This window comes from Mesorhizobium sp. WSM4898 (assembly GCF_029625845.1).
In the GTDB taxonomy this organism is placed as follows: Bacteria; Pseudomonadota; Alphaproteobacteria; order Rhizobiales; family Rhizobiaceae; genus Mesorhizobium.
Window position 1 is genome coordinate 770,998 of sequence record NZ_JARTVQ010000002.1, and the last position, 21,445, is coordinate 792,442.

At 62.0% G+C, this 21,445-nt stretch carries 17 protein-coding genes and 1 riboswitch; of the genes, 14 read left to right on the top strand and 3 right to left on the bottom strand.

Features of this window, described 5'->3' with window-relative positions; all coding sequences use genetic code 11:
* Positions 1-125 precede the first annotated feature (125 nt).
* Positions 126-587, top strand: coding sequence for a phasin (locus P9228_RS11145; protein WP_278053438.1), 462 nt, complete (start codon positions 126-128; stop codon positions 585-587).
* 218 nt (positions 588-805) lie between these two features.
* On the opposite strand, the gene P9228_RS11150 is transcribed toward P9228_RS11145, so the two are convergent.
* Positions 806-2,005 carry an ROK family protein gene (locus P9228_RS11150; RefSeq protein ID WP_067320474.1) on the bottom strand — a complete coding sequence of 400 codons (1,200 nt, stop codon included), beginning with the start codon at positions 2,003-2,005 and terminating at the stop codon, positions 806-808.
* Between the two features lie 114 nt (positions 2,006-2,119).
* Between P9228_RS11150 and P9228_RS11155 the strand changes: the two genes are divergently transcribed.
* The 11 genes from P9228_RS11155 to P9228_RS11205 all read left to right on the top strand — a co-directional run bounded on the left by P9228_RS11155 (position 2,120) and on the right by P9228_RS11205 (position 14,155).
* Positions 2,120-3,388 (top strand): ABC transporter substrate-binding protein, encoded by a 1,269-nt coding sequence (locus P9228_RS11155; RefSeq protein ID WP_278053439.1) that lies wholly within the window; start codon positions 2,120-2,122, stop codon positions 3,386-3,388.
* A 65-nt stretch (positions 3,389-3,453) separates the two neighbouring features.
* Entirely contained in the window at positions 3,454-4,338 is an 885-nt protein-coding gene (locus P9228_RS11160) for a sugar ABC transporter permease (RefSeq protein ID WP_278053440.1), read from the top strand.
* Positions 4,338-5,189, top strand: a complete 852-nt coding sequence (locus P9228_RS11165) for a carbohydrate ABC transporter permease (RefSeq protein ID WP_127245915.1) — start codon at positions 4,338-4,340, stop codon at positions 5,187-5,189. The genes P9228_RS11160 and P9228_RS11165 overlap by 1 nt, the downstream gene beginning before the upstream one ends.
* Before the next feature lie 49 nt (positions 5,190-5,238).
* A complete protein-coding gene (locus tag P9228_RS11170) occupies positions 5,239-6,384 on the top strand; it encodes an ABC transporter ATP-binding protein (RefSeq protein WP_067320467.1) in 1,146 nt (381 codons plus the stop codon).
* 28 nt (positions 6,385-6,412) lie between these two features.
* Positions 6,413-8,548, top strand: coding sequence for a beta-galactosidase (locus P9228_RS11175; protein ID WP_278053442.1), 2,136 nt, complete (start codon positions 6,413-6,415; stop codon positions 8,546-8,548).
* A gap of 281 nt (positions 8,549-8,829) precedes the next feature.
* Positions 8,830-8,942: riboswitch (TPP riboswitch) on the top strand.
* A 111-nt stretch (positions 8,943-9,053) separates the two neighbouring features.
* On the top strand, positions 9,054-10,874 hold the full coding sequence (thiC, locus tag P9228_RS11180; RefSeq protein ID WP_278053443.1) for a phosphomethylpyrimidine synthase ThiC: 1,821 nt from the start codon (positions 9,054-9,056) through the stop codon (positions 10,872-10,874).
* Positions 10,871-11,854, top strand: a complete 984-nt coding sequence (gene thiO / locus P9228_RS11185; protein WP_278053445.1) for a glycine oxidase ThiO — start codon at positions 10,871-10,873, stop codon at positions 11,852-11,854. Before thiC ends, thiO begins: the two co-directional genes overlap by 4 nt.
* Complete coding sequence (gene thiS, locus P9228_RS11190) at positions 11,838-12,035, top strand: sulfur carrier protein ThiS (protein WP_095802716.1); 198 nt, start codon at positions 11,838-11,840, stop codon at positions 12,033-12,035. Before thiO ends, thiS begins: the two co-directional genes overlap by 17 nt.
* A gap of 4 nt (positions 12,036-12,039) precedes the next feature.
* Entirely contained in the window at positions 12,040-12,813 is a 774-nt protein-coding gene (locus P9228_RS11195; RefSeq protein ID WP_095802715.1) for a thiazole synthase, read from the top strand.
* Complete coding sequence (locus P9228_RS11200; protein WP_278053448.1) at positions 12,810-13,415, top strand: thiamine phosphate synthase; 606 nt, start codon at positions 12,810-12,812, stop codon at positions 13,413-13,415. Before P9228_RS11195 ends, P9228_RS11200 begins: the two co-directional genes overlap by 4 nt.
* Positions 13,406-14,155, top strand: a complete 750-nt coding sequence (locus P9228_RS11205) for a hydroxymethylpyrimidine/phosphomethylpyrimidine kinase (RefSeq protein ID WP_278054048.1) — start codon at positions 13,406-13,408, stop codon at positions 14,153-14,155. The genes P9228_RS11200 and P9228_RS11205 overlap by 10 nt, the downstream gene beginning before the upstream one ends.
* Positions 14,156-15,669: 1,514 nt before the next feature.
* On the opposite strand, the gene P9228_RS11210 is transcribed toward P9228_RS11205, so the two are convergent.
* On the bottom strand, positions 15,670-15,891 hold the full coding sequence (locus P9228_RS11210) for a DUF768 domain-containing protein (RefSeq protein WP_127847222.1): 222 nt from the start codon (positions 15,889-15,891) through the stop codon (positions 15,670-15,672).
* A 306-nt stretch (positions 15,892-16,197) separates the two neighbouring features.
* Between P9228_RS11210 and ligD the strand changes: the two genes are divergently transcribed.
* Together ligD and P9228_RS11220 are read left to right on the top strand one after the other, a co-directional pair.
* On the top strand, positions 16,198-18,192 hold the full coding sequence (gene ligD / locus P9228_RS11215; protein ID WP_278054049.1) for a DNA ligase D: 1,995 nt from the start codon (positions 16,198-16,200) through the stop codon (positions 18,190-18,192).
* Positions 18,193-18,284: 92 nt separating this feature from the next.
* A complete protein-coding gene (locus P9228_RS11220) occupies positions 18,285-19,991 on the top strand; it encodes a DNA polymerase/3'-5' exonuclease PolX (RefSeq protein ID WP_278053449.1) in 1,707 nt (568 codons plus the stop codon).
* A gap of 201 nt (positions 19,992-20,192) precedes the next feature.
* On the opposite strand, the gene P9228_RS11225 is transcribed toward P9228_RS11220, so the two are convergent.
* Positions 20,193-21,431: a YcaO-like family protein gene (locus P9228_RS11225; protein ID WP_206618056.1), complete on the bottom strand. Its 1,239-nt coding sequence runs from the start codon at positions 21,429-21,431 to the stop codon at positions 20,193-20,195.
* Positions 21,432-21,445: the final 14 nt, after the last annotated feature.

The window sequence follows — 21,445 nt, forward strand, 5'->3', positions numbered from 1 at the left end:
AGCGCGCCGGCCGCCGCAGTGGTGCCCTCGAGCGACAATTCGCCCCTTCATAAATCCGTAGTGTCGATTTCGTAGATGAAACAGGGGGGCTTTGTGTAATGCCACTCTCTGGAAAAGGATGGAAAATGTCCAAGATCCCCGGCAAGACCGAAACGATCGAAAACGCGGAATCCGCTACTTACGAGCCGTACAAGGTTACCGAGCAGGTTCGCGCTGTCGCCGAACAGGGCATTGAGCAGGCGAAGGAAGCATTTTCCAAATTGGAATCGAACGCCGAGACGACTAAAAAGGCTTTTGAGTCGACCCTTGAGGTGGCCAAGACCACCCGCAACGAGGTGTCGCTGAAGACGATTGCAGCTCTGCGAGCCAATGCCGAAGCCGGCTTCGCTCACCTGGAAGCACTGGTTGCCGTGAAGTCGCCGTCCGAGTTCTTCGAGCTGCAGGCCGCTTTCGTGAACAAACAGATCGACACTTCCGTCGAGCAGGCCAAGACCCTGCAGGCGGTGATGTTGAGAGCCACCGAAGACGTATCCATGCCGGTCAAGGATGCCTTCGAAAAGGCCTTGAAGAACCTCAAGGCCGCTTGACTGCTCAGGCAATCCGAGACCGGAGGTCGCCGACCTCCTCTGCTCGTTACGACATCAAGACCGGCACCTTCGCGCCGGTCTTCTTCCATTCGGCCGGCGTCCTTTTGCACGAACCTCATCCATCGGCCAAGCATCGCTTTTCCAAACAGTTGGCTACGGAAAGGCGCGCAGAGACGAAGGCTCGAAATCGGGACGAGGACGCCGCTTTGGTCCTGCAGCTACTTGACCATTGATCGTTGCAGCCCAGTGCCGGCGATTTCTCCGGGGCTGCTTTCGAAGTCGAAGAGCCTTTGGGTCGCAAGCGCCGCGGCGCCACGCGCCCAGGAATCGTCTGCCCAATCGGGTGTAATCGGTGGCGGGTTCCACATGGCATAACGCTTCAATGCATCGCGCATTGGCCCGAACAGATAGTCGCCAAAGGTGACGGCTTCGCCCCCGCCGACAATCACTTCCGGATCGATGATATTGCAGAAACCGCCCAGGTATCGTCCAATCCCCTCGCCTGCCTCCTGCAGCAGGTCTATGGCTGCCCGGTCTCCAGTCTTGGCCGCGTTCAGCATGTCGTGGCGCGTCACTTCACCAGCGAGTCGCCTGGCCTCCTTCCATCGCCGCACCAGGGCCGGTTCCGAGAAGAAGGTCTGCAGGCAACCGCGCCTGCCACACTCGCATGGCGGCCCGTTCGGATCGTATGTCGAGTGACCCATCTTGCCCGCGGCGCCATTCGCGCCGTGATGGACAGAGCCATCGATGACCACCGCGCAGCTGATGCCGGCCCCGATGGCCAGGGCCCCGACGGTGCGATGATGCCGGCCAAGTCCGAACAATTGTTGCGCGAGCGCAAATGCGTTGGTGTCGTCGTCCGCCCAGACGGGTACGCGCACGCGTTCGGCAAGCATCGCAGCGATCGGCACATCGGCCCAATTGAACCGGTGGCTCAACCGGCAGACACCGTTATCGATGACGCCTGGTACAGCGATGCCGATCCCGCTGAGCTGGGCGCCTGTCGGTGCCCTGCGGTCGGAAACCAGCTCCTCGACTGCCGAGGCGCAGGCCTCCACCGTACTTTGTGGCGAAAGATCGGGGACAACGACCTGCTTCGTAACAAGTGGAGTCGTGGCAAGATCGGTCAGCACACAATCGATGCCGCCTACCTTCAGCTTGAGCCCGGCCACAAGCCTGCCGGCGTAGTTTATGTTGATCGGGATAGGTCGACGTCCCGGCGCGCCAAGACTCGCCTCCCCTTCCACCAGAATATTTTCCTCGAGCAATTCAGACACGACGAACGTCACGGCCGCGGGGCTGAGGCCCGTAACAGAGGCGATTTCGGCGCGGCTTATAGCACCTTGCCTTCGCAGCAGGTTCAGGATCAGCCGCCGGTTGATCGCGCGGGCCGTTTGCTGATCGCCTTTGAGCTTCATTCCTGCCTCATAATTAATTTTGTAAATTAAGTATTGACCATGCTGACATCCATACGCTACGAATTCGCATGGTTCAATTGGAATCCGGCTGTTCTCAGGGAGGAGATAGAAGCCATGACCAGCGACTTTTCCGCGTTCACCACAACAAGGCGCCGTTTCCTCAAGGGCACTGGCGCGGCACTCGCAGCTTCGGCGACTGGTCTTTGCCTCCCGGCCTTGGCCCAGGCGCAGGAAATCACCATCATTTCCAACCTCAGCAATGTCGAGCAGCGACAGATCCTGCAGCGGCTGGCGAGCGAGTATGAGGCAAAATCAGGCGCCAAGATCGTCATCAACAACATGGACCACGAGGCCCATAAGACGGCAATCCGCAGCTATCTTGTCGTCGGCGCTCCGGATATCTGCTTCTGGTTTTCCGGCAACCGCATGAAGGCCTTCGTCAACAAGGGCCTTTTTGACGACATCTCCGATCTGTTCGCCAAGGAGAACTACAAGAGCGTTCTCGGCGCCACCACAAGCGCGGTTACCGTCGACGGAAAGCAGTATGGCCTGCCGATGGGAGGTCTTCTCTGGGGCCTCTTCTATCGCAAGGACGTCTTCGCCGAACACAACTGGACACCGCCCAAGACCTGGAACGACTTCCTAGCCTTCGGCGAGGCGGCAAAGTCCGCGAAGATGATCCCGATCAGCATGGGCACCAAGGAGCTTTGGCCGGCGGGCGGCTGGTTCGACCATATGAACCTGCGCATCAACGGGCTCGACAAGCACATAGCGCTGATGGACGGCAAAGTTCCCTACACCGATCCGATGTTGACGCCAGTCTTCGACAAATGGAACGATCTGATCAAGGCGGGCTTCTTCTCGCCGAGCCACAGTTCGTTCGGATGGGAGCAGGCGGGTGCTGCCCTAGCGCAAAAGAAGGCGGCAATGATGGACCTGGGCGGCTTCGTTCGATCCGCTTTTCCGGAAGCGGATTTGCCTCAGCTTGCCTACGCGCCATTTCCCGAGATCGTTCCCGGGGTCGCCCGCTACGAGGATTTTTCGGTCAACTCCATCCACGTTCCGGCGAATGCGAAGAACAAGCAGGGTGCGCGCGACTTCCTCGCCTATTTCTACAAGCCGGAAAATCTGGGCGCATTCCTCGCCGCCGAAGGCGCCATCCCGCCTCGCAACGACTGCCCGCCAAGCAAGGACCCGCTGGTCAATGCTGCGGTCGAGGAACTGAAGAAAGTGGTTGGAACATCGCAATATTACGATCGCGACACCGATCCGGACATGGCCCAGGAAGGGATGGCGGGGCTGCAGGAATTCATGGTCAAGCCTGAGCGACGTGAGCAGATCCTCAAGCGCCTCGAAAAAACCCGCAAGAGAATCTTCGGTTGATCCTCCCTGGCTGACGGGCGCCGCCTTTCGGCGGCTCCCGTCTCTCTTTTTTCGGATGGAACGCCATGCCTCCTGTCTGGCGCAGAAATCGTCATTGGTTGACGCCGGTACTTTTCCTGCTGCCGGGCCTCATCCTGTTCGGCTCGGTGATCCTTGCCGCCTCCATCGAGACGGTCTGGATTTCGCTGCACGACTGGGATGGGATTGGCGCCAAGACCTGGGTCGGGCTCGCCAACTATGTCGAACTGGCCGACGATCCGCAGTTCTACGTCTCGCTCAAGAACAACGTAATCTGGCTGCTGATCTTCATGCTGGCGCCGCCGATCGGCCTGGCGCTTGCGCTGATCGTGAATCAGCAGATCCGAGGCATGCGCATCCTCAAGTCGCTGTTCTTCGTGCCGCTTGTGCTGGCGACCGTCACCGTCGGTGTCGTGTTCGGATGGGTCTATGATCCAAACTTCGGGCTGCTGCAGCTTCTCTTCGGCGCCTTTGGCAGTACCGCCCCGGCGCTGCTTTCAGACGAGACCTTCGTCACCTTCGCGGTAGCCGCCGCCGGTCTATGGCCACAGATCGCGTTCTGCATGATCCTGTTCCTGGCGGGACTGAACAGCCTCAACGACGATCTGATCGCCGCCGGACGCGTCGACGGTGCGCGCGGCTGGCGCATGTTGCGCCATGTCGTCCTGCCGCAACTGTCGCAGGTCGGCTTCATCGCCATCGCGGTGACGGTGATCGGTGCGCTGCGCTCCTTCGACATGATCGCGGTCATGACCAGTGGCGGCCCCTATGGCTCGTCCACCGTGCTCGCCTACCAGATGTATCAGGAGTCGATCTTTTCCTACCGCTTTGGCTACGGCGCCGCGATCGCCACCGTGCTGTTCGTGATCATGATCGTCTTCATCGCCTGGTATCTCAGTGGCCTCATCAAGGCCGAGCGGAGCAACGCCTGATGTACCCGCGCCCCATTCCCGAAAACGCCAGGATCCAGCGAGCCCTCTATCTAGGTGGTGTAACCCTGGTCGTGATCCTGTGGCTGCTGCCTCTGCTCGCCGTGATGCTGACCTCGATCCGTTCCAACGAGGAGCTGATGGCCGGCAACTATTGGGGCTGGCCGCAGAAATTCAGCCTGATCGACAACTACAAGGCGGTTTTCGACCAGACCGCCATGCTGCGCTTTTTCCTCAACAGCCTGCTGATCACCATTCCGTCCGTCATCGGCGTTCTCATCCTGTCGACACTGACCGGCTTCGTCTTGTCGCGCTACCCGTTCCGTGGCTCCAACCTCATCTTCGCCCTCTTCGTCGGCGGCAATTTCCTGCCGGCGCAGATCATGATGATCCCGGTCCGCGACCTGATGGTGAGGCTGGGTCTCTACGACACCGTCTATGCGCTGATCGTTTTCCACATTGCCTTCCAGACCGGCTTCGCCACGCTTTTCATGCGCAACTTCATCGCCGCTCTCCCGGGCGAACTGTTCCAGGCGGCGCGCGCCGAAGGCGCCTCGCCGTTCCAGACATTGCGCCACGTGGTTGTTCCGCTGGTCCGGCCTGCACTGGCGGCACTCGCGATCCTCACCTTCACCTTCGTCTGGAACGACTATTTCTGGGCGATCGTCCTTACCCAGAGTGATGCGGTCAAACCCGTTACCGCAGGCCTGAACAATCTGCGCGGCGAATGGACATCGGCCTGGAACATCATCTCGGCGGCCACGATCTTCGTCGCCCTGCCCCCGGTCGTGATGTTCTTCATGATGCAGAAGCACTTTGTCGCCGGCCTCACCATGGGAGCCGTCAAGGGATGATCCGCCGCGAACCCTGCCGCACCCGACACGCACGGAAAGGCGCCTCGATATGAGCAGCGTGGAATTGCGAAAAGTCGACAAGCACTATGCCGGCTACCATGCCCTGAAGACGGTCGACCTGACGATCGAAAAGGGCGAGTTCGTCGTCATGGTCGGCCCCTCCGGCTGCGGAAAGTCGACATTGCTGAAGACGATCGCCGGGTTGGAAACCATCAACTCCGGCCACATCGTGATCAACGGGCGAGACGTCACCAGGGAAGAACCCGGCGACCGCGGCATCGCAATGGTCTTCCAGTCCTATGCACTCTACCCACACATGACCGTGGCCGAGAACATGGGCTTCGGCCTGCGGATGGCCCACCGGCCCAGGACCGAGATCGACGTCGCCGTCAAACGCGCAGCACGGATCCTGCGTCTGGAGGAGCAGCTCGACAAGCGCCCGAAGCAACTGTCGGGCGGGCAGCGCCAGCGCGTCGCGATCGGCCGCGCGATCACCCGCTCTCCCGAGGTGTTCCTGTTCGACGAGCCGCTGTCGAACCTCGATGCCGCGCTGCGCACTCAGATGCGAGTGGAACTTTCGAGCCTGCACGCGCAGCTTGGATCGACGATGATCTACGTCACCCACGACCAGGTCGAGGCGATGACCATGGCCGACCGAATCGTGGTCCTCAACAAGGGCCGGATCGAGCAGGTCGGCTCGCCGCTGGAGCTCTACGCCAACCCTGCCAACATTTTCGTCGCGGGCTTCCTCGGCGCGCCACGCATGAATTTCATCGAAGCGAAAGCAGTGAGCGTCGAGGCATCCAGCGTCTCGGTAGCCGCCGCCGGCCTCCCTGCCATCACCTTGGATGGCATCGACGCCGGCGGCCTTTCGGCTGGTGACGCCGTGACCATCGGCATCCGTCCGGAGGCCCTGCGTGTCGTCGAGCCAAGCGACGACGTAATGCCGGCCTTCTCCAGCCAGGTCCGTCTGGTCGAGCAGTTGGGGCGCGAAACTGTCCTCTACGTCGACGGCTCTCCGCTTCAGACGACCAATTCCGACAGCGGCACCGGCAATTTCACGCTTCAGCTCAACAAGGTTTCTACCCTCGGCGTCGGCGCCGCGTTGCAGGTCGGCTTCGAAGCCGGCGACGCCTACCTCTTCGGCCCCGATGGCCGCACGCTCACGCCAAGAAAACCCCTCGCCTCAGTCTGAACCTCGAAATTTCGAAAGTCCCATACGCATGAACCGCAAAGAGCCCGCTCCGCTATCCGTATGGCGGCCCCTCAATCTTGACCGCTTTCTGCTTGGAGCACCTCATTACCCCGAACATGTCGACGAAGGCTGCTGGCAGCGTGACGCCGAGCGCATGGCCGCCGCCGGCGTCAACACAGTGCGTATGGGAGAGTTCGCCTGGCACATTTTCGAGCCCCGCGAAGGCAAGTTCGAGTTCGGCCTGTTCGATCGCGCGATCGAACTTCTCGGCCGCGCGGGGATCGACACGATCATGTGCACGCCGACAGCCACCCCTCCCCGCTGGCTCACCGTCAACTATCCCGAAGTGCTGCGCGTTGACATGAACGGGCGGGCCTCAAGCCACGGATCGCGCCAGCATGCCGACACCACAAGCCCGGTATTCCGCGCCCACAGCCGCCGCATCACCCGCGCCATGGCCGAGCATTATCGGCACAACCCGCGTGTGATCGGCTGGCAGACGGACAACGAGCTCAACACCACGGTGTCGGAATCGTTCGCGCCTTCGACAAGGCTGGAGTTCCAGAAATACCTGCAGAAGGCCTACGGCACCATTGAGGCGTTGAACTTCGCCTGGGGCGGCCACTTCTGGGCGACGGCCTACGACGATTTCTCGCAGATCGACCTGCCGAGACCGCTCATGCCGTCCTACCCCAGCCCCGGCCACGTGCAGGACTACCATCGCTTTCTGGCCGCCGCGACCGCGGCCTTCCAACACGACCAGGTCGAGATCCTGCGTGTCGCCAATCCGGACTGGTTCATCTTCCACAATCTTGGCCAGCTTGCCGACATCGACTTCCGCGGTCAGTTCGGACAGGACCTCGATTTCATCGGCTTCGACATCTATCCGATGCTCTATGACGAGATGCGCCGAACCGGCGGGCATGCGGCGACCCAGGCCCTCCATCTCGACATATGCCGCGCCTATTCCGGCAACTTCATCGTTCCGGAGCAGGCCTCAGGCTTCGGCAGCCAGCCCGGCTTCTCGACGATGACGCCGGAGCCCGGCGAGATGCGTCGCATGGCCATGACCTCGGTGGCGCGCGGCGCCGACGGTGTCATGTTCTTTCGTTGGCGTCCCGCGCATTTCGGCGCCGAGATCTACTGGATGGGCGTCATCGATCACGACGACGTGCCGCGCCGCCGCTATGACGAGGCAGGCCGCTTCTTCCATGAGATCGCCGCCGCGAAGGAGCAGATTCTTGGCACCGCAGTGCGCATGGACCTCGGCATCGCCGGCGCGGACTTCGACAACCAGGAGGCTCACAAGACCTATCCGATCGGCCTCCCCAGTCCGCTCGAAGACGCGACGCTGCTTCATCGCCACTGCTATCAGAACGGCATTGCATGCGGGTTCATTCATCCCGAAGACGATCTTTCGCGGCTCAAGGCGCTCTACGTCCCGCATTGGGTGATGTGGAAGGATGAATGGAACGAGGCTGTTGAAACATTCGTCCGCAACGGCGGTACGCTGATCCTATCGGCATTGAGCGGGACGAGGGACGAGAACAACCACATCATTCGCGAGCAGGCGCCCGGCAAGGCCCTTGCAGCCCTGAGCGGCGTCAGGGTGGCGGAGTTCGGCCGCGTCGTTCCCGAAGGCGGCAGCGGCCTGTTTCCGCTGTTTCGTCCGGCTCCGATGGGCGCCTATGCACCGCCGCCGCTCCCGGCCTCGTCCGCGGAACGCAAATACCTGTTCACCCTTGGCAATGAAGAATTCCAGGCTGCGCATTTGTACGAGGTGCTTGATGTAGCGCCTGACACCGAGGTGCTCGGCATCTGGTCGAACCGCTTCGCCGCCGGCTCTCCGGCAATTACCGCCCGCAAGGTTGGGCAAGGTCGGGTTGTCTATGTCGGCACGTATCTCACGCCGCAACTGACGGAGAAGCTTGTCGATGTCGTGCTGGCCAAAGCCGGTATAGCGCCTTTGCTGCCCGACCTGCCTGCCGGGGTGGAGGTCTCTGTCAGGGAAGCCGACGACCGCCGGCTGATGTTCGTGCTGAACACCACGGAAGTCGCCGTGATCGTAACCAACGTCCCAAAGGGCCTCGACCTGCTGACGGGCAAGGCCGTTGAAGGAACGCTGCAACTCGACCCTTACGGCTGCGCAATAATTCGGTCCTGAACAAATCGAACCAGCGTCCGTAGACGCCGAACAGATGCTCTTCGAGGCGAAAAATGCGTTCTTCAATCCGCCGCCACAAGGGATCGCAAAAGCGTTTCCTTGGCGGATGACAAGTGGGCCCCGACTGCCAGCTCGACGCGCGCAAGGTCGTGGCTCAATGGGCGTCGATGTAAGAGTTGCTCGATCAAAGCTGCGTGGCTGCGCCCCTTCTCGTCGCTTGTTCGAGGCTGGAGAAGTCATGAAGTCGAGTTGACAGGATAGCGTCGCATCGTCCAACCTAGGCGCCTCACCAGGGGAGTCCCGGCAAGGGGCTGAGATACTGCTAATAGCGCGCAGTGACCCGTTGAACCTGATCCAGTTCATACTGGCGTAGGGACGGTGCGAGGTTTCGCGGGTCGGCAATCCGGCTTCGGCATTCGGGCAGTGCCCGCATCCTAAGCGAAGCGTCACTTCCTCCTCATCGCGTGGACTGGGTCTCCGTGCACTCGAGCAAGGAGGCTCACTCATGGATGCCCACACCCCGACCGTCACCGTCGGCGAATTGCCCGCTTCGAAGAAGGTCCACAAACCCGGTCAGCTCCACCCGGAGCTGCGGGTGCCGATGCGCGAGATCTCGGTCCACCCGAGCGCCGGCGAGCCGCCGGTCACGGTCTATGACTCGTCCGGTCCCTACACGGACACCGCGATGAAAACCGACATCGAGCGTGGCTTGCCACGGCTGCGCGAGGCATGGATCGAGGCGCGCAGAGACGTGGAGCGCTACGAGGGCCGCACGATCAAGCCGGAAGACAACGGCTTCGTCTCAGCCGATCGCCTGACGCCGGAATTCCCGGTTCGCAACAGACCGTTGCGCGCGGCCGGCGGCCGCGCCGTCACACAGCTCGCCTATGCGCGCGCCGGCATCATCACGCCTGAGATGGAGTTCGTCGCCATCCGCGAGAACCTCGGCCGTGAGCAGTTGCGTTCGAAAGTTCAACGTGATGGCGAAAGCTTCGGCGCCGCGATCCCCGACTTCGTCACGCCGGAATTCGTGCGCGACGAGGTGGCGCGCGGCCGCGCCATCATCCCGTCCAACATCAACCACCCGGAAAGCGAGCCGATGATCATCGGCCGCAATTTCCTGGTCAAGATCAACGCCAATATCGGCAACTCCGCCGTCACCTCGTCGATGGCCGAAGAGGTCGAGAAGATGGTGTGGGCGATCCGCTGGGGCGCCGATACGGTGATGGACCTCTCGACCGGGCGCAACATCCACAACATCCGCGAATGGATCGTGCGCAATTCGCCGGTGCCGATCGGCACCGTGCCGATCTACCAGGCGCTGGAGAAGGTCGGCGGCGTCGCCGAGGAACTGACCTGGGAGGTGTTCCGCGACACCCTCATCGAGCAGGCCGAGCAGGGCGTGGACTATTTCACGATCCATGCCGGCGTGCGCCTGCCCTATATCCCGCTGACCGTCGACCGCGTCACCGGCATCGTGTCGCGCGGCGGCTCGATCATGGCCAAGTGGTGCCTGCATCACCACCAGGAGAGTTTTCTCTACGAGCATTTCGAGGAGATCTGCGACATCGCCCGGGCCTATGACGTGGCGTTCTCGCTCGGCGACGGCCTTCGCCCCGGCTCGATCGCCGATGCCAATGACGCGGCCCAGTTCGCCGAGCTGGAAACGCTCGGAGAGCTCACCAAGATCGCCTGGTCCAAGGACTGCCAGGTGATGATCGAGGGCCCCGGCCACGTGCCGATGCACAAGATCAAGCAAAACATGGACAAGCAGCTCGCGGTCTGTGGCGAAGCGCCGTTCTACACGCTTGGACCGCTCACCACCGACATCGCGCCCGGCTATGACCACATCACATCGGGCATCGGTGCGGCGATGATCGGCTGGTTCGGAACGGCGATGCTCTGCTACGTCACGCCGAAGGAGCATCTCGGCCTGCCCGACCGCGATGACGTCAAGACCGGCGTCATCACCTACAAGATCGCCGCCCATGCCGCAGATCTGGCCAAGGGCCATCCGGCCGCCAAGGTCAGGGACGACGCGCTGTCGCGAGCGCGCTTCGAGTTCCGGTGGGAGGACCAGTTCAACCTCTCGCTCGATCCCGAGACGGCGCGCGCCTTCCACGACGAAACCCTGCCGAAGGAGGCGCACAAGGTGGCGCATTTCTGCTCCATGTGCGGTCCCAAATTCTGCTCGATGCGGATCTCGCACGACATCCGCGCGGAAGCGCAGAAGGAAGGGCTCGCGGCCATGGCTGCGAAGTACCGGGACGGCGGCGATCTCTACATGCCCGTCGACAGCACCCCCGAGCGCACGGACACGCCATGAAGGTGCTCATTCGCGGCGCTGGCGTCGCCGGATTGACGCTCGCGCACGAGCTGGCAACGCGCGACGCCGATGTGACCGTGGTCGAGAAACGCCTCGAGATCGCCGGCAATGCCTCCTGGCAGGCCGGCGGCATGCTTGCGCCCTGGTGCGAGCGCGAGAACGCCGAAGAGACCGTGCTGACGCTCGGACGCGGTGCAGCCGACTGGTGGGACGCCGCCTTGCCCGGTCATGTCGCGCGCCGCGGCACGCTGGTGCTGGCTCCTGCCCGCGATGCCGGCGAACTCGACCGCTTCGGCCGCCGAACGTCCGGCTTCAGGCATTTGGACGCCAGCCAAATCGCGGCACTCGAGCCGGCGCTCGAGAGCCGGTTTGGGCGCGGGCTGTTCTTCGCTGAGGAAGCGCATCTCGACCCACGCAAGGCGCTGCTTTCCCTGCGCGACAAGCTGCGCGGGATGGGCGCGCGCGTCGAGTTCGGCCGCAGCTCGGCGCCCGCATCTCAGGATATTGAGGTGGACTGCACCGGCAGCGGTGACAGGCGACCGGAACTGCGCGGCGTGCGCGGCGAGATGCTCATCCTGCGAACGCACGAGATCTCGCTGACCCGCCCGGTGCGGCTGCTGCATCCGCGCATCTCCGTCTATGTCGTGCCCCGCGCGGAAAACCTGTTCATGGTCGGCGCGACGATGATCGAATGCGATGCCGAAGGCCCGATCACCGCGCGCTCGACCATGGAGCTGCTCGGCGCCGCCTATGCGTTGCATCCGGCCTTCGGCGAAGCCGAGCTGGTCGAAACCGGCGTCGGCGTGCGTCCCGCATTCGTCGACAACTTGCCTCGCGTCGAGCGCGACGGGAGGAATATTCGCATCAACGGCCTCTACCGCCACGGCTTCCTGCTTGCGCCGGCCATGGCGCGGCAGGCAGCCGACCTCATCCGGGGAAATCCTGCCGCAAAGGAGTTTGCCCTTGAAGCTCATTGTTAACGGCCAAGCCCATGAAGTCGCGGCAGAAACGCTTGCCGCGCTGCTCAGCGAACTTGACTTCCAGGGCAGCTGGCTCGCCACGGCGAGGAACGGCGATGTCGTGCCTGCCAAGGAACGGGACCGCTGCCGGCTCACCGATGGCGACCGCGTCGAAATCCTCTCGCCGATGAAGGGAGGCTGATCCCATGCTCGAGTTCTATGGACAGAAACTCGCGTCCCGCCTTCTGCTGGGCACCGCGCTTTACCCCTCGCCTGCCGTCATGGCGGAGGCGGTGAAAGCGTCCGGCACGGAGATCGTCACCGTGTCGCTCCGTCGCGAAACATCGGGCGGCAAAGCCGGCGGCCAGTTCTGGTCGCTGGTCCAGTCGCTCGGCGTTCGCGTGCTGCCCAACACCGCCGGCTGCAACTCGGTGAGCGAAGCGGTCACCACGGCGCGGATGGCGCGCGAGGTGTTCGGCACTGACTGGATCAAGCTCGAAGTGATCGGCAACCACGATACGCTGCAGCCCGACGTATTCGGATTGGTGGAAGCCGCAAGGATCCTTGCCTCTGAAGGCTTCGAGGTGTTTCCCTACACGACCGACGACCTCATCGTTGCCGAGCGCCTGCTCGACGCCGGCTGCAGGCTCTTGATGCCCTGGTGCGCGCCGATCGGCTCCGCACGCGGGCCGCAGAACCCCGATGCGCTGCGAAGCCTGCGCGGCCATTTCCCCGGCATTCCGCTGATTGTCGATGCTGGCATCGGCCGGCCCTCGCATGCCGCGGCCGTGATGGAGCTCGGCTACGACGCGGTGCTGCTCAACACCGCCGTCGCCAGGGCCGGCGATCCCGTTGCCATGGCGGCGGCCTTCGGCAAGGCGGTCGAGGCCGGCCGCGAGGCCTATTGCGCCGGCCTGCTCGAGCCGCGCGACATGGCCGTTCCCTCCACCCCCGTCATCGGCATGGCAGCATTCTCATGAAGCTCGATCCGTTTTACCTGATCGTCCATTCCGCCGCTTGGATCGAACGTCTGGTGCCGCTCGGCGTGAAGCTGGTGCAGCTGCGCATTAAGGACCAGGACGAAGCTTCGCTGCGCCGAGAAATTCGCGCCTCGAAGGCAGTCTGTGACAGCCACGGCTGCCAGCTCATCGTCAACGATTACTGGCGTGTTGCGATCGAGGAAAATTGCGATTTCGTTCACCTCGGCCAGGAAGATCTGGCGGAGGCTGATGTGAAGGCGATCCGCAGGGCGGGCGTGAGGCTGGGCCTCAGCACCCACGACGGCGCCGAACTCGAAACAGCGCTCCAAGCCGAGCCGGACTATGTCGCGCTCGGACCGATCTACCCGACCATTCTCAAGGCGATGAAATGGGCTCCGCAGGGGCTGGCCCGCATCGCCGCCTGGAAGCAGCGCTTAGGCGATATTCCGCTTGTGGCCATCGGCGGGCTCACCGTCGAGCGCGTAGCCGGTGTCTTCGCGCACGGCGCCCAAAGTGCGGCGGTCGTCACCGACATCACCCGCAACACGCACCCCGAGGCGCGGACGGCTGAATGGCTGGCGGCGACAGCCCAATGGCGTTGACGCCGCATGTGCTGATCGTCGCCGGCTGCGATTCAAGTGGCGGCGCCGGAACAGCCCGAGACGTCGAGACCGTATCCGCCTTTGGGCTGCGCAGTTGCCTCGCCGTCACGGCCGTGACCGTCCAGACGCATTCGGCCGTCGAACACATCGAGCAGATGCCGCCGCAGCTTATCGCCGCCCAAATGCGCGCTGCCTTTGCTGCCAATCCGGTCGCAGCCGTCAAGATCGGCATGCTGGGGACGGCGGCAGCCATTGAGGCGGTCGGCTCTGTCCTGGCGGCCCATCCGAAGGTGCCGGTGGTCCTCGACCCTGTGCTTGGCTCGACCTCGGGACGCGTGTTGCTGGAGGACGATGCCGTCGACGTGTTGTGCCGTGATCTGATGCCGCTCTGCCGGCTCGTGACCCCCAACCTGATTGAGCTCGCAAGGCTGGTGGGATCAGAACCTGCGAAGGACGAAGAAGGCGCTTGCGTTCAAGGCGAGGACCTGTCGGCGACGGTGCGGACCGCCGTGCTCGTCAAGGGTGGGCACGCGCACGGAGATCAAGCGAATGACGTTCTCATGCAGCCGGAGCGTCGCGCCGTTCGGGTCGAAGCGCCTCGCGTCCATCGGCGGATGCGTGGCACCGGCTGCGTGCTGTCCAGCGCCATCGCCGCATCGTTAGCTCAAGGTTTGCCGTTGGAGGCGGCGGTACGGGGCGCCAAGACCTATGTTCTTGAGCTCCTTCGTGGGGCGCGATGACGTTGAACGGGCGAGCGCAATGCGCATCTTGACCGATTCCCAGGAGGTCAGAGGCGCATGCCCCCCAGGTCCGAGCCGGCGGTCTAATAAACCTTGGAGATCAAGGACATCAACTCGTTACCGTCTGCTATTCCTCGCTTCATAAGATGCTGCCCCAACAATCTGGAAGCGGCCGGAAGCGAACGGTCACAAGTGGCGGCCCGAGTTTGGCCTCCAGCATGGGCATGCAGCGGCAGTGTAGGCTTGTGTCGTCCGGGCAATGGTGGTTAGTCGCTCGATGGTGCTGCGCCTCCAACTTGACGGGAGCAAACGCGGGGATCGCCTTTTGCCCCAGCCCGTCAACGGGCCCGGAAGTTTCTGGCCTCGCTCAATTTTCGGCAACGAAATCAAAGGTTATGGTGGGCCCGGAGGGTCGTCGTTTTCGACAGGAAATCAATATGTTAGCGGGTGGTTCGCCTACCCTTTTCCCTCGTATTCTCTCGTATGGTCTGGCGAACCGAAAGACGATGGACGAGAATAGTTACTGGCTTCGAGATATCGACGATGGAGCCCTAAGTAGCCAGCCACTTCCTCCTGGTGAATGACCGAAATGGGGCCGTTTGCAGACAGTCCGCTTCTCGGCGATCGAAGATCGAATGGCTGCCATTGAAGCCCGAGGGGGTTGTAGCCTCGACCTCTCCCTTACCAAGGGAGTGCTCTACCACTGAGCTACCGCAGCAACGGGCGTCTGAATAACCGCAGACGCCTTGAATTGCAAGGCGTAGCGGCCCCCTTTCACACCCTGCGCCGTTTTGGCCCGATGTTGCCAATGTGGTTCCAAACGGGCTCGGCACGTGCTCAAGCCTACACCGGTCGGCCGAGAGCTACACCGTTTTTGTTGCCGGATCGTTGCCAATCTGGATGCGAATTGGAATAGAGCCCCGTACAGAGGTGTCTCACACCCCCGCCCTTCACTCGCTACCTGCGAAGGCCTTCGCGCGCGTCCTTGCCCTGCCCCCGTGGCGAATGCATGCGGTTTCGAGGATTGGCCTACCCCCGATTTGTAGCGCGCCGATACAAGGCGCCCGACTCGGAGGGAATAACAAATGTGAATGTGGATGGGGGTGATCGACGCCACAATGAGCCAGGGCCTATCGCAACGCAGTTTGCTGACCATATGGCCCCTTGTCCTCGGACGACCCGTCGACACACCCTGGTCCCCCGCCCCGCTCGGCGGTCGTCAGCGCTGGATCCGGGTCACGCATGAGGCGGACGGGGCTGTTAACAGGTACGCGTTCAAGTGACATGTGGAGTCTAACGGGCTGTTGACCCTGGCGGGCCGCTCCGATTGCAGTTTACCCATCAGGTGAAGCTGAGGCGACCCGGCCTGCGAGCGGGAATTCGGGGGACGATTAGAGCGGGACAGGCCGGGCCTCTTACCCCGTGTTGCGAGCCGGGGCAGGTGGGCATTATGCGCCGCCTTTGCAGCGGCTGAAGTTAACATTTCCTAATGCAACGCATAGCTCCACCGGAGCTCAGACCGCCAAGCCCTCTTCTCGGTTCTGCATCGCCTCCAGGATCACTTCGAAGACTGTGCCGACCTCCTCGCTGATCTCGTCGGGGCTAATGCCTTCTCGCTCAGCAGCTTTCAGGGCCTCTTCGACGAGGTAAACGATGGCCATTGAATCGTCCGTGATCGCATTCGGCAGGTGATCCGCCATCCACCGGTCTAAGAAATTGATCCCGCGCGTGGTCATGGCGAGAGAAGCCGGAAGGCGGCGTTAGGTTCCGTCTTCGCTGATGCCCTGCACGGCACCATGCCGTAGCTTTGGCTGTTCCGAAGATGGCGGACCCAGGCTGTTATGCTGCCCGGTTTCACCCGTTCAACCGTCGGGTCGATGATGGCCGGGGGATCGGCGGGAGGGGCCACTCTGGTGTTCTGCACGAGCTGATGCTGGCGATCGCGGAGCTGCTTCCGAAGCGTGATGGGCGGTCCGCATACTTGCCGTCTCGGGCAACGATACCGCTGCGGGCTTGCAGGCAGGCACACGGACTCAGCAATGATGGAGACAAGCTCAACCCCCCGGAACGAAACCAAAGAAGCAATCGCGCGTTGGACGCGATTAAGCCATTTCGTCTCGGGTTTGGGGTGCGTGAGAGTGGTCAAGCCAACGTCGCGTAAGGCAATCCCTGGGTGGAGCGCTCCTCAAGCGAAGTCGCCTATTCGTGACCGGACCAAATTAGCGCCTCCCACTTTTCGGCCCGTCCAGCTGGCAACGCTCGTAGACACCGTCCCTGCCGGCGACCGCTGGATCCACGAAATGAAATACGACGGCTATCGCATTCTTGTTGCCGTCGGCGGCGGCGAAGCGCGTGCCTATACCCGATCTGGCCTGGACTGGTCGCAGCGTTTTCCTTCCGTTCTTTCGGAAGCCCGCAAGCTCAAGGTCCGCTCCGCTCTGATCGACGGCGAGGCCGTCGTTGTCGATGCGAACGGAAGATCAAACTTCCAGGCGCTTCAGAACGCATTAAAGGGTGCGCCAGCCACCATCGATTTTTATGCCTTCGATCTCCTTCAGCTCGACGGCGAAGATCTTACCAGGCGCCCGCTCCTTGAACGCAAAGAGAAGCTCCAGGCAATCTTGCCCGCGAAGAACGCGATCCTTCGCTATTCCGATCACATCCTCGGTCGCGGAGAAGAGCTGCTCGAACGCTTTTGCGCAGCCGGTCTCGAGGGAGTTGTTTCGAAGCTCGCCGATACGCACTATGTGGCAGCCCGCGGCGGAAGCTGGCTCAAGATCAAGTGCATCAAGCGGCAGGAATTCGTAATTGTCGGCTGGACGCCGTCCGATAAGGTCCGCGCGTTCCGGTCATTGATCCTCGGGGTGCATGACGGCGGCAAGCTGCGTTATGCCGGGAAAGTCGGCACCGGCTTCGATACAGCTGAACTCTTCCGTCTCATGAAGATCATGGCACCGCTCGAGCAGAAAGCCGCGACCGTCGAGGCGCCGCGAGCCGAAGTTCGCGGAGCACATTGGCTTTACCCCAAGCTGGTCGCAGAGATTGCCTTCACCGAGATGACCAACGAAGGAACGCTGAGACATCCGAGCTACCTCGGTCTACGCGAAGACAAGAAGCCGGAGGCGGTCGTGCTGGAGACGGAACGTCGCACGACCAAGCTGACCACGTGGCCGGCGAACACCATTGCCATCAGCAACCGTGACCGTGTGATCTATCCAGAGTCCAATATCACCAAGGGCCAGCTCGCCGACCACTACGCGGCCGTCGCGGAGATCATGCTTCCCTGGGTCGGCAGTCGGCCGATCAGTCTTGTTAGGTGTCCGCAGGGGCGGGCCAAGAAGTGCTTTTTCCAGAAGCATGATGCCGGGAGCTTTGGCGACAAAGTCCACCAAGTGGGTATCACCGAAAAAGACGGCCACGAGGAGCCATACCTTTATGTCGACGATGCCGCTGGGCTGATGACTTGCGTCCAGATGGGAACGATCGAGCTGCATGGGTGGGGAGCTCGGATCGAGGATGTCGAAAAGCCCGACCGCCTCGTGTTCGACCTCGACCCCGATGAGGGTCTTGATTTCGAAGCTGTCCGTGCGGCTGCTTTCCAGTTTCGTGATATTCTGAAATCGTTGGAACTTACGACCTTCCCTATGCTGACGGGAGGCAAAGGGGTGCATGTGGTCGCCCCGCTCACCCCTCAGGCTGAATGGCCGCAAGTGAAAGACTTCGCATTTCGTCTCGCTCAAGCGGTCGCTCAGAGCGATCCCGCCCACTTTACGGCCGCGCTGTCGAAGGCGCGCCGGAAGGGTCGCATCTTTGTGGACTATTTACGCAACCAGCGCGGGGCGACCGCGATCATGCCCTATAGCGCAAGGTCCCGACCTGGCGCGCCCGTCGCGGCGCCGATCACCTGGGCGGAGATGAAGACGATTGATACGCCCTCGCATTTCCGCGTCGGCGACGCTCCTGAATTGAAGAAACGCGCAGCCTCCAAAGCTCTGGCGGGATGGGGTCGCGCCGACCAATCGTTGCCGAATCTGTAGCGCCCCACTCCGGGAAAACGGCAGCAAGGAGTGAGCGCTCGCTGCCCTTGCCTGATTGGAACCTGCGGAGATTGGGCCCGTTTGCCTCGACAATGGCAAAACCAGATTCAAGGACCGTCGCCAGTCTCCTAAGGGAATACGCACATCGCTCGTCGCTGCGCGGGGGCAATCCCTATCGCACTAAGGCTTACCTGCGCGCGGCCGATAGTCTGACTGCGCTGTCGCAGCCGCTTGACCGGATCATCGCCGCCGGCGCCCTCACCAGAATCCCGGGCATCGGTGACGCTATCGCAGACATTGTACGCAAGCTCTACGAATCGGGCACGCATCCACGCCTTGAGAAGCTGCGCGAGGAGGTGCCGGCGGGTGTAATGGAGCTGTTTGCCATACCGGGGCTTCGGCCCGACAAGATACTGAAGCTTCATCAGGCGCTCGGCGTGAAGTCGTTGGCCGAGCTCGAAGCGGCGGCAAAGGCAGATCGCATCCGGCCAATCAAAGGCCTCGGCGCTTCACTTCAGACTAAAATCCTGCAGAACCTGGCTATCGCTCGAGGCGGCGAAACACAGCTTCACCTGCACAAGGCCGCCGCTCTCCTTGAGCATGCGGTCATTTCCGTGAAGCAAGAGCATCCCGAGTTTTCGCGCGTGGAAATCGCCGGTGATTTCCGACGTGGTTGCGAACTTGTTGCCGACCTCGCGTTGGTCGCGCAGGGGAAGAAACGGACCGAAATCGAGCAGTCCACCCTCAGGCTTGTCGTAACGGACAAGAAGCACTTTGGCGCGAGCTTCCTCGAAGCAACCGGTTCCGCGGCCCATCTAGAGCAATTGAGGATGTTTGCGGCCGAGAGAGGGTTCGCCCTCAAACCCGATGGTCTCTACCGCGGGAGGAAGTTGATCGCATCAGTGACAGAGGAGGATATCTACGACGCGCTGGGCCTGCAGTTCATCGAACCCGAACTGCGCGAAGGCAGGGACGAGATTGAGCGGGCAGCGAGGCGGCAACTCCCTACCCTTGTCCGGGATGAAGATCTCAATGGCATCCTGCATTCTCACACGACCGCATCCGATGGCACCGAGACGCTTGAGGCAATGGCTGAAGCGACCCGTGAGCGCGGGTTCGAGTACTATGGTGTCGCCGACCATTCGCAGTCTGCGCACTACGCGGGCGGCCTCACATTGCAGGAGATTGCTGAGCAGCACCGCCAAGCGGATCGGCTGAACAAGAGGTATGGTGGAAAATTCCGTATCCTCAAGGGCATCGAGGCGGACATCCTGGCCGACGGCTCGCTTGACTATCCGGACCACGTCTTGGAGCAGTTCGATTTCGTTGTCGCGAGCGTGCACAGCCGCTTCAAGTTGCCGAAGAAAGAGCAGACGGACCGTATGATTGAGGCAATCGCGAACCCCTTCACGACAATCATCGGGCACATGACCGGTCGCCAGTTGTTGCGTCGCCCCGGCTATGATCTCGACGTCGACAAGGTCCTCAGAGCGTGCGCGAGATATGGTGTCGCTGTCGAAATCAACGCGCATCCGTGGCGGCTCGATCTCGACTGGCGGTGGCATCAGAAGGCACTCGACTACGGCTGCATCTTCAGCATCAATCCGGACGCGCATTCGATCCGAGAACTCGACCACATGCATTGGGGTGTCGAGATGGCCCGCAAGGGCGGCGTTCCTAGGACGCGGGTTCTCAACGCGATGGGTTTGGCGGCTCTGCTTGCGCACTTTTCAAAGCGCAAGCGCGATTCCAAGACCGGCGGCAACAGCCGCTCGCCTGCGCGGAAAGCTGTCGCATAGAATCGAGGTCCTAGCTTTCAGCATAGATTAGCGCTTAGTGTGACGTCGGCAGCTTTGGCCCGGTTCGGCGATTAGGGGCCACTGTAAATGCCGGAAGGGGGCCGATAGCGGAATGGCCGCTTTAAGGAATCTGAAGCGGTAGAGTATGCCCTCCGGTGTTCGATCCCAAATTGGAACTTTGCAGCAGCTTTTGGCTTCGCGCTAAAACGGGAAAGGGTCTCGGCATATTGACCTCGCAGGCCCGTGGTCAAGCGTGGCTGGAACAGAATAGAGCCTGCCCGGACCAAACCTTGGTTTGGTCGAACGCAACCCCGGAGCGAACATTCGGACAAGGGACCGCTGCTCATCCTGCATCAGGATGACGGCGAGTATTTCCAGGCTTCGTTCGCGGCAGAGTTTGACGCATGAGGCGTAGTCGAGTGTCGCTTCATCCGCGCAGGCAGGGCCGCTATTTTCACCCTGCAAATATGGACACAGCCCAAGATCCGTCTCTTGATGCCAGCGATAAAGTTGCCGCGCCCCGGGCGTAAAGCGGGCCGTTCCCTGTTGCTGCGCCTGTTGGGAGAGCAGAGCAAGGTTCGCTTCGCATTGAGCAAGCTCTCCAAGCGCCCTTGTGGCAGCCGCTGACCACGATGCGCCTGCCGCAAACCCCATCGCCGGACCCCGGCCGGAATTATCGCTGGAGATTGCCGCAACTATCGGCACCGCCAAATCCAACGTAAGTCGCAGAAGGCGCAATTCGCGACCTTGGCGCCGAAGCCAATCCTCGTATGAAGATATAGTATCGCTTGCCATCGACTTCGGATCGATTCGAGGCAGAACAAGCCGATTGTACCACCAGATGGAGGTCCCATCTCGCTCGATCAGCTCGAGAAGGGCGCTCATCGCAGCGGCCTCAGGGTTGATGCCCAGCGCAAGTCCGTTCGAGTCGGCAGCCGGCAACGATGATTGCTTGCCACCGGGATCATAGCCGAGAAAACACAGCCCCGCGGGCACCCAGGCTTGCTCCGTACCGAGCCTGTCGTCACTCAGGATCCAGTCTTCGGGCGCGGATCTGTCCCAGCGGGCCGGAACCATATTGCGGGGCTGTCGGTTCGCGGCCTCTCGGCGGTCATATTGCTCTTCGCTGAAAAGAAGGATGCCGGGCGGCTCGACGACCCGACCATGAATCGCATCGGCACGCGACCGCAGAATTCGCCCCTCGGGAATGATCTGGGCGAAGTAGGTCTCGTCCGCCTCATAAAGGCAGCCTTGCAGCGCCTGCTCGACTGTCGTGCCCCAACCGGACGCGAAGTAAATGCTCTCATCGCCATCCCTGGCGGCGCGAACGCGGCCTGCCGCCACAGTGAGAGGACAGCCGAGCAATGGATCCGAGATCACCACCGGGCCATAGAGGAGACTAGACCCCACGCAGACCTCGAATGTGCGCATCTTTTGCATTGCGAGCGTTTCTG

Coding starts and splice junctions, on each gene's coding strand:
- P9228_RS11145 (WP_278053438.1), top strand. CDS start 126: ATGTCCAAGATCCCCGGCAAGACCGAAACGATCGAAAACGCGGAATCC.
- P9228_RS11150 (WP_067320474.1), bottom strand. CDS start 2,005: ATGAAGCTCAAAGGCGATCAGCAAACGGCCCGCGCGATCAACCGGCGG.
- P9228_RS11155 (WP_278053439.1), top strand. CDS start 2,120: ATGACCAGCGACTTTTCCGCGTTCACCACAACAAGGCGCCGTTTCCTC.
- P9228_RS11160 (WP_278053440.1), top strand. CDS start 3,454: ATGCCTCCTGTCTGGCGCAGAAATCGTCATTGGTTGACGCCGGTACTT.
- P9228_RS11165 (WP_127245915.1), top strand. CDS start 4,338: ATGTACCCGCGCCCCATTCCCGAAAACGCCAGGATCCAGCGAGCCCTC.
- P9228_RS11170 (WP_067320467.1), top strand. CDS start 5,239: ATGAGCAGCGTGGAATTGCGAAAAGTCGACAAGCACTATGCCGGCTAC.
- P9228_RS11175 (WP_278053442.1), top strand. CDS start 6,413: ATGAACCGCAAAGAGCCCGCTCCGCTATCCGTATGGCGGCCCCTCAAT.
- thiC (WP_278053443.1), top strand. CDS start 9,054: ATGGATGCCCACACCCCGACCGTCACCGTCGGCGAATTGCCCGCTTCG.
- thiO (WP_278053445.1), top strand. CDS start 10,871: ATGAAGGTGCTCATTCGCGGCGCTGGCGTCGCCGGATTGACGCTCGCG.
- P9228_RS11195 (WP_095802715.1), top strand. CDS start 12,040: ATGCTCGAGTTCTATGGACAGAAACTCGCGTCCCGCCTTCTGCTGGGC.
- P9228_RS11200 (WP_278053448.1), top strand. CDS start 12,810: ATGAAGCTCGATCCGTTTTACCTGATCGTCCATTCCGCCGCTTGGATC.
- P9228_RS11205 (WP_278054048.1), top strand. CDS start 13,406: ATGGCGTTGACGCCGCATGTGCTGATCGTCGCCGGCTGCGATTCAAGT.
- P9228_RS11210 (WP_127847222.1), bottom strand. CDS start 15,891: ATGACCACGCGCGGGATCAATTTCTTAGACCGGTGGATGGCGGATCAC.
- ligD (WP_278054049.1), top strand. CDS start 16,198: ATGGAGACAAGCTCAACCCCCCGGAACGAAACCAAAGAAGCAATCGCG.
- P9228_RS11220 (WP_278053449.1), top strand. CDS start 18,285: ATGGCAAAACCAGATTCAAGGACCGTCGCCAGTCTCCTAAGGGAATAC.
- P9228_RS11225 (WP_206618056.1), bottom strand. CDS start 21,431: ATGCAAAAGATGCGCACATTCGAGGTCTGCGTGGGGTCTAGTCTCCTC.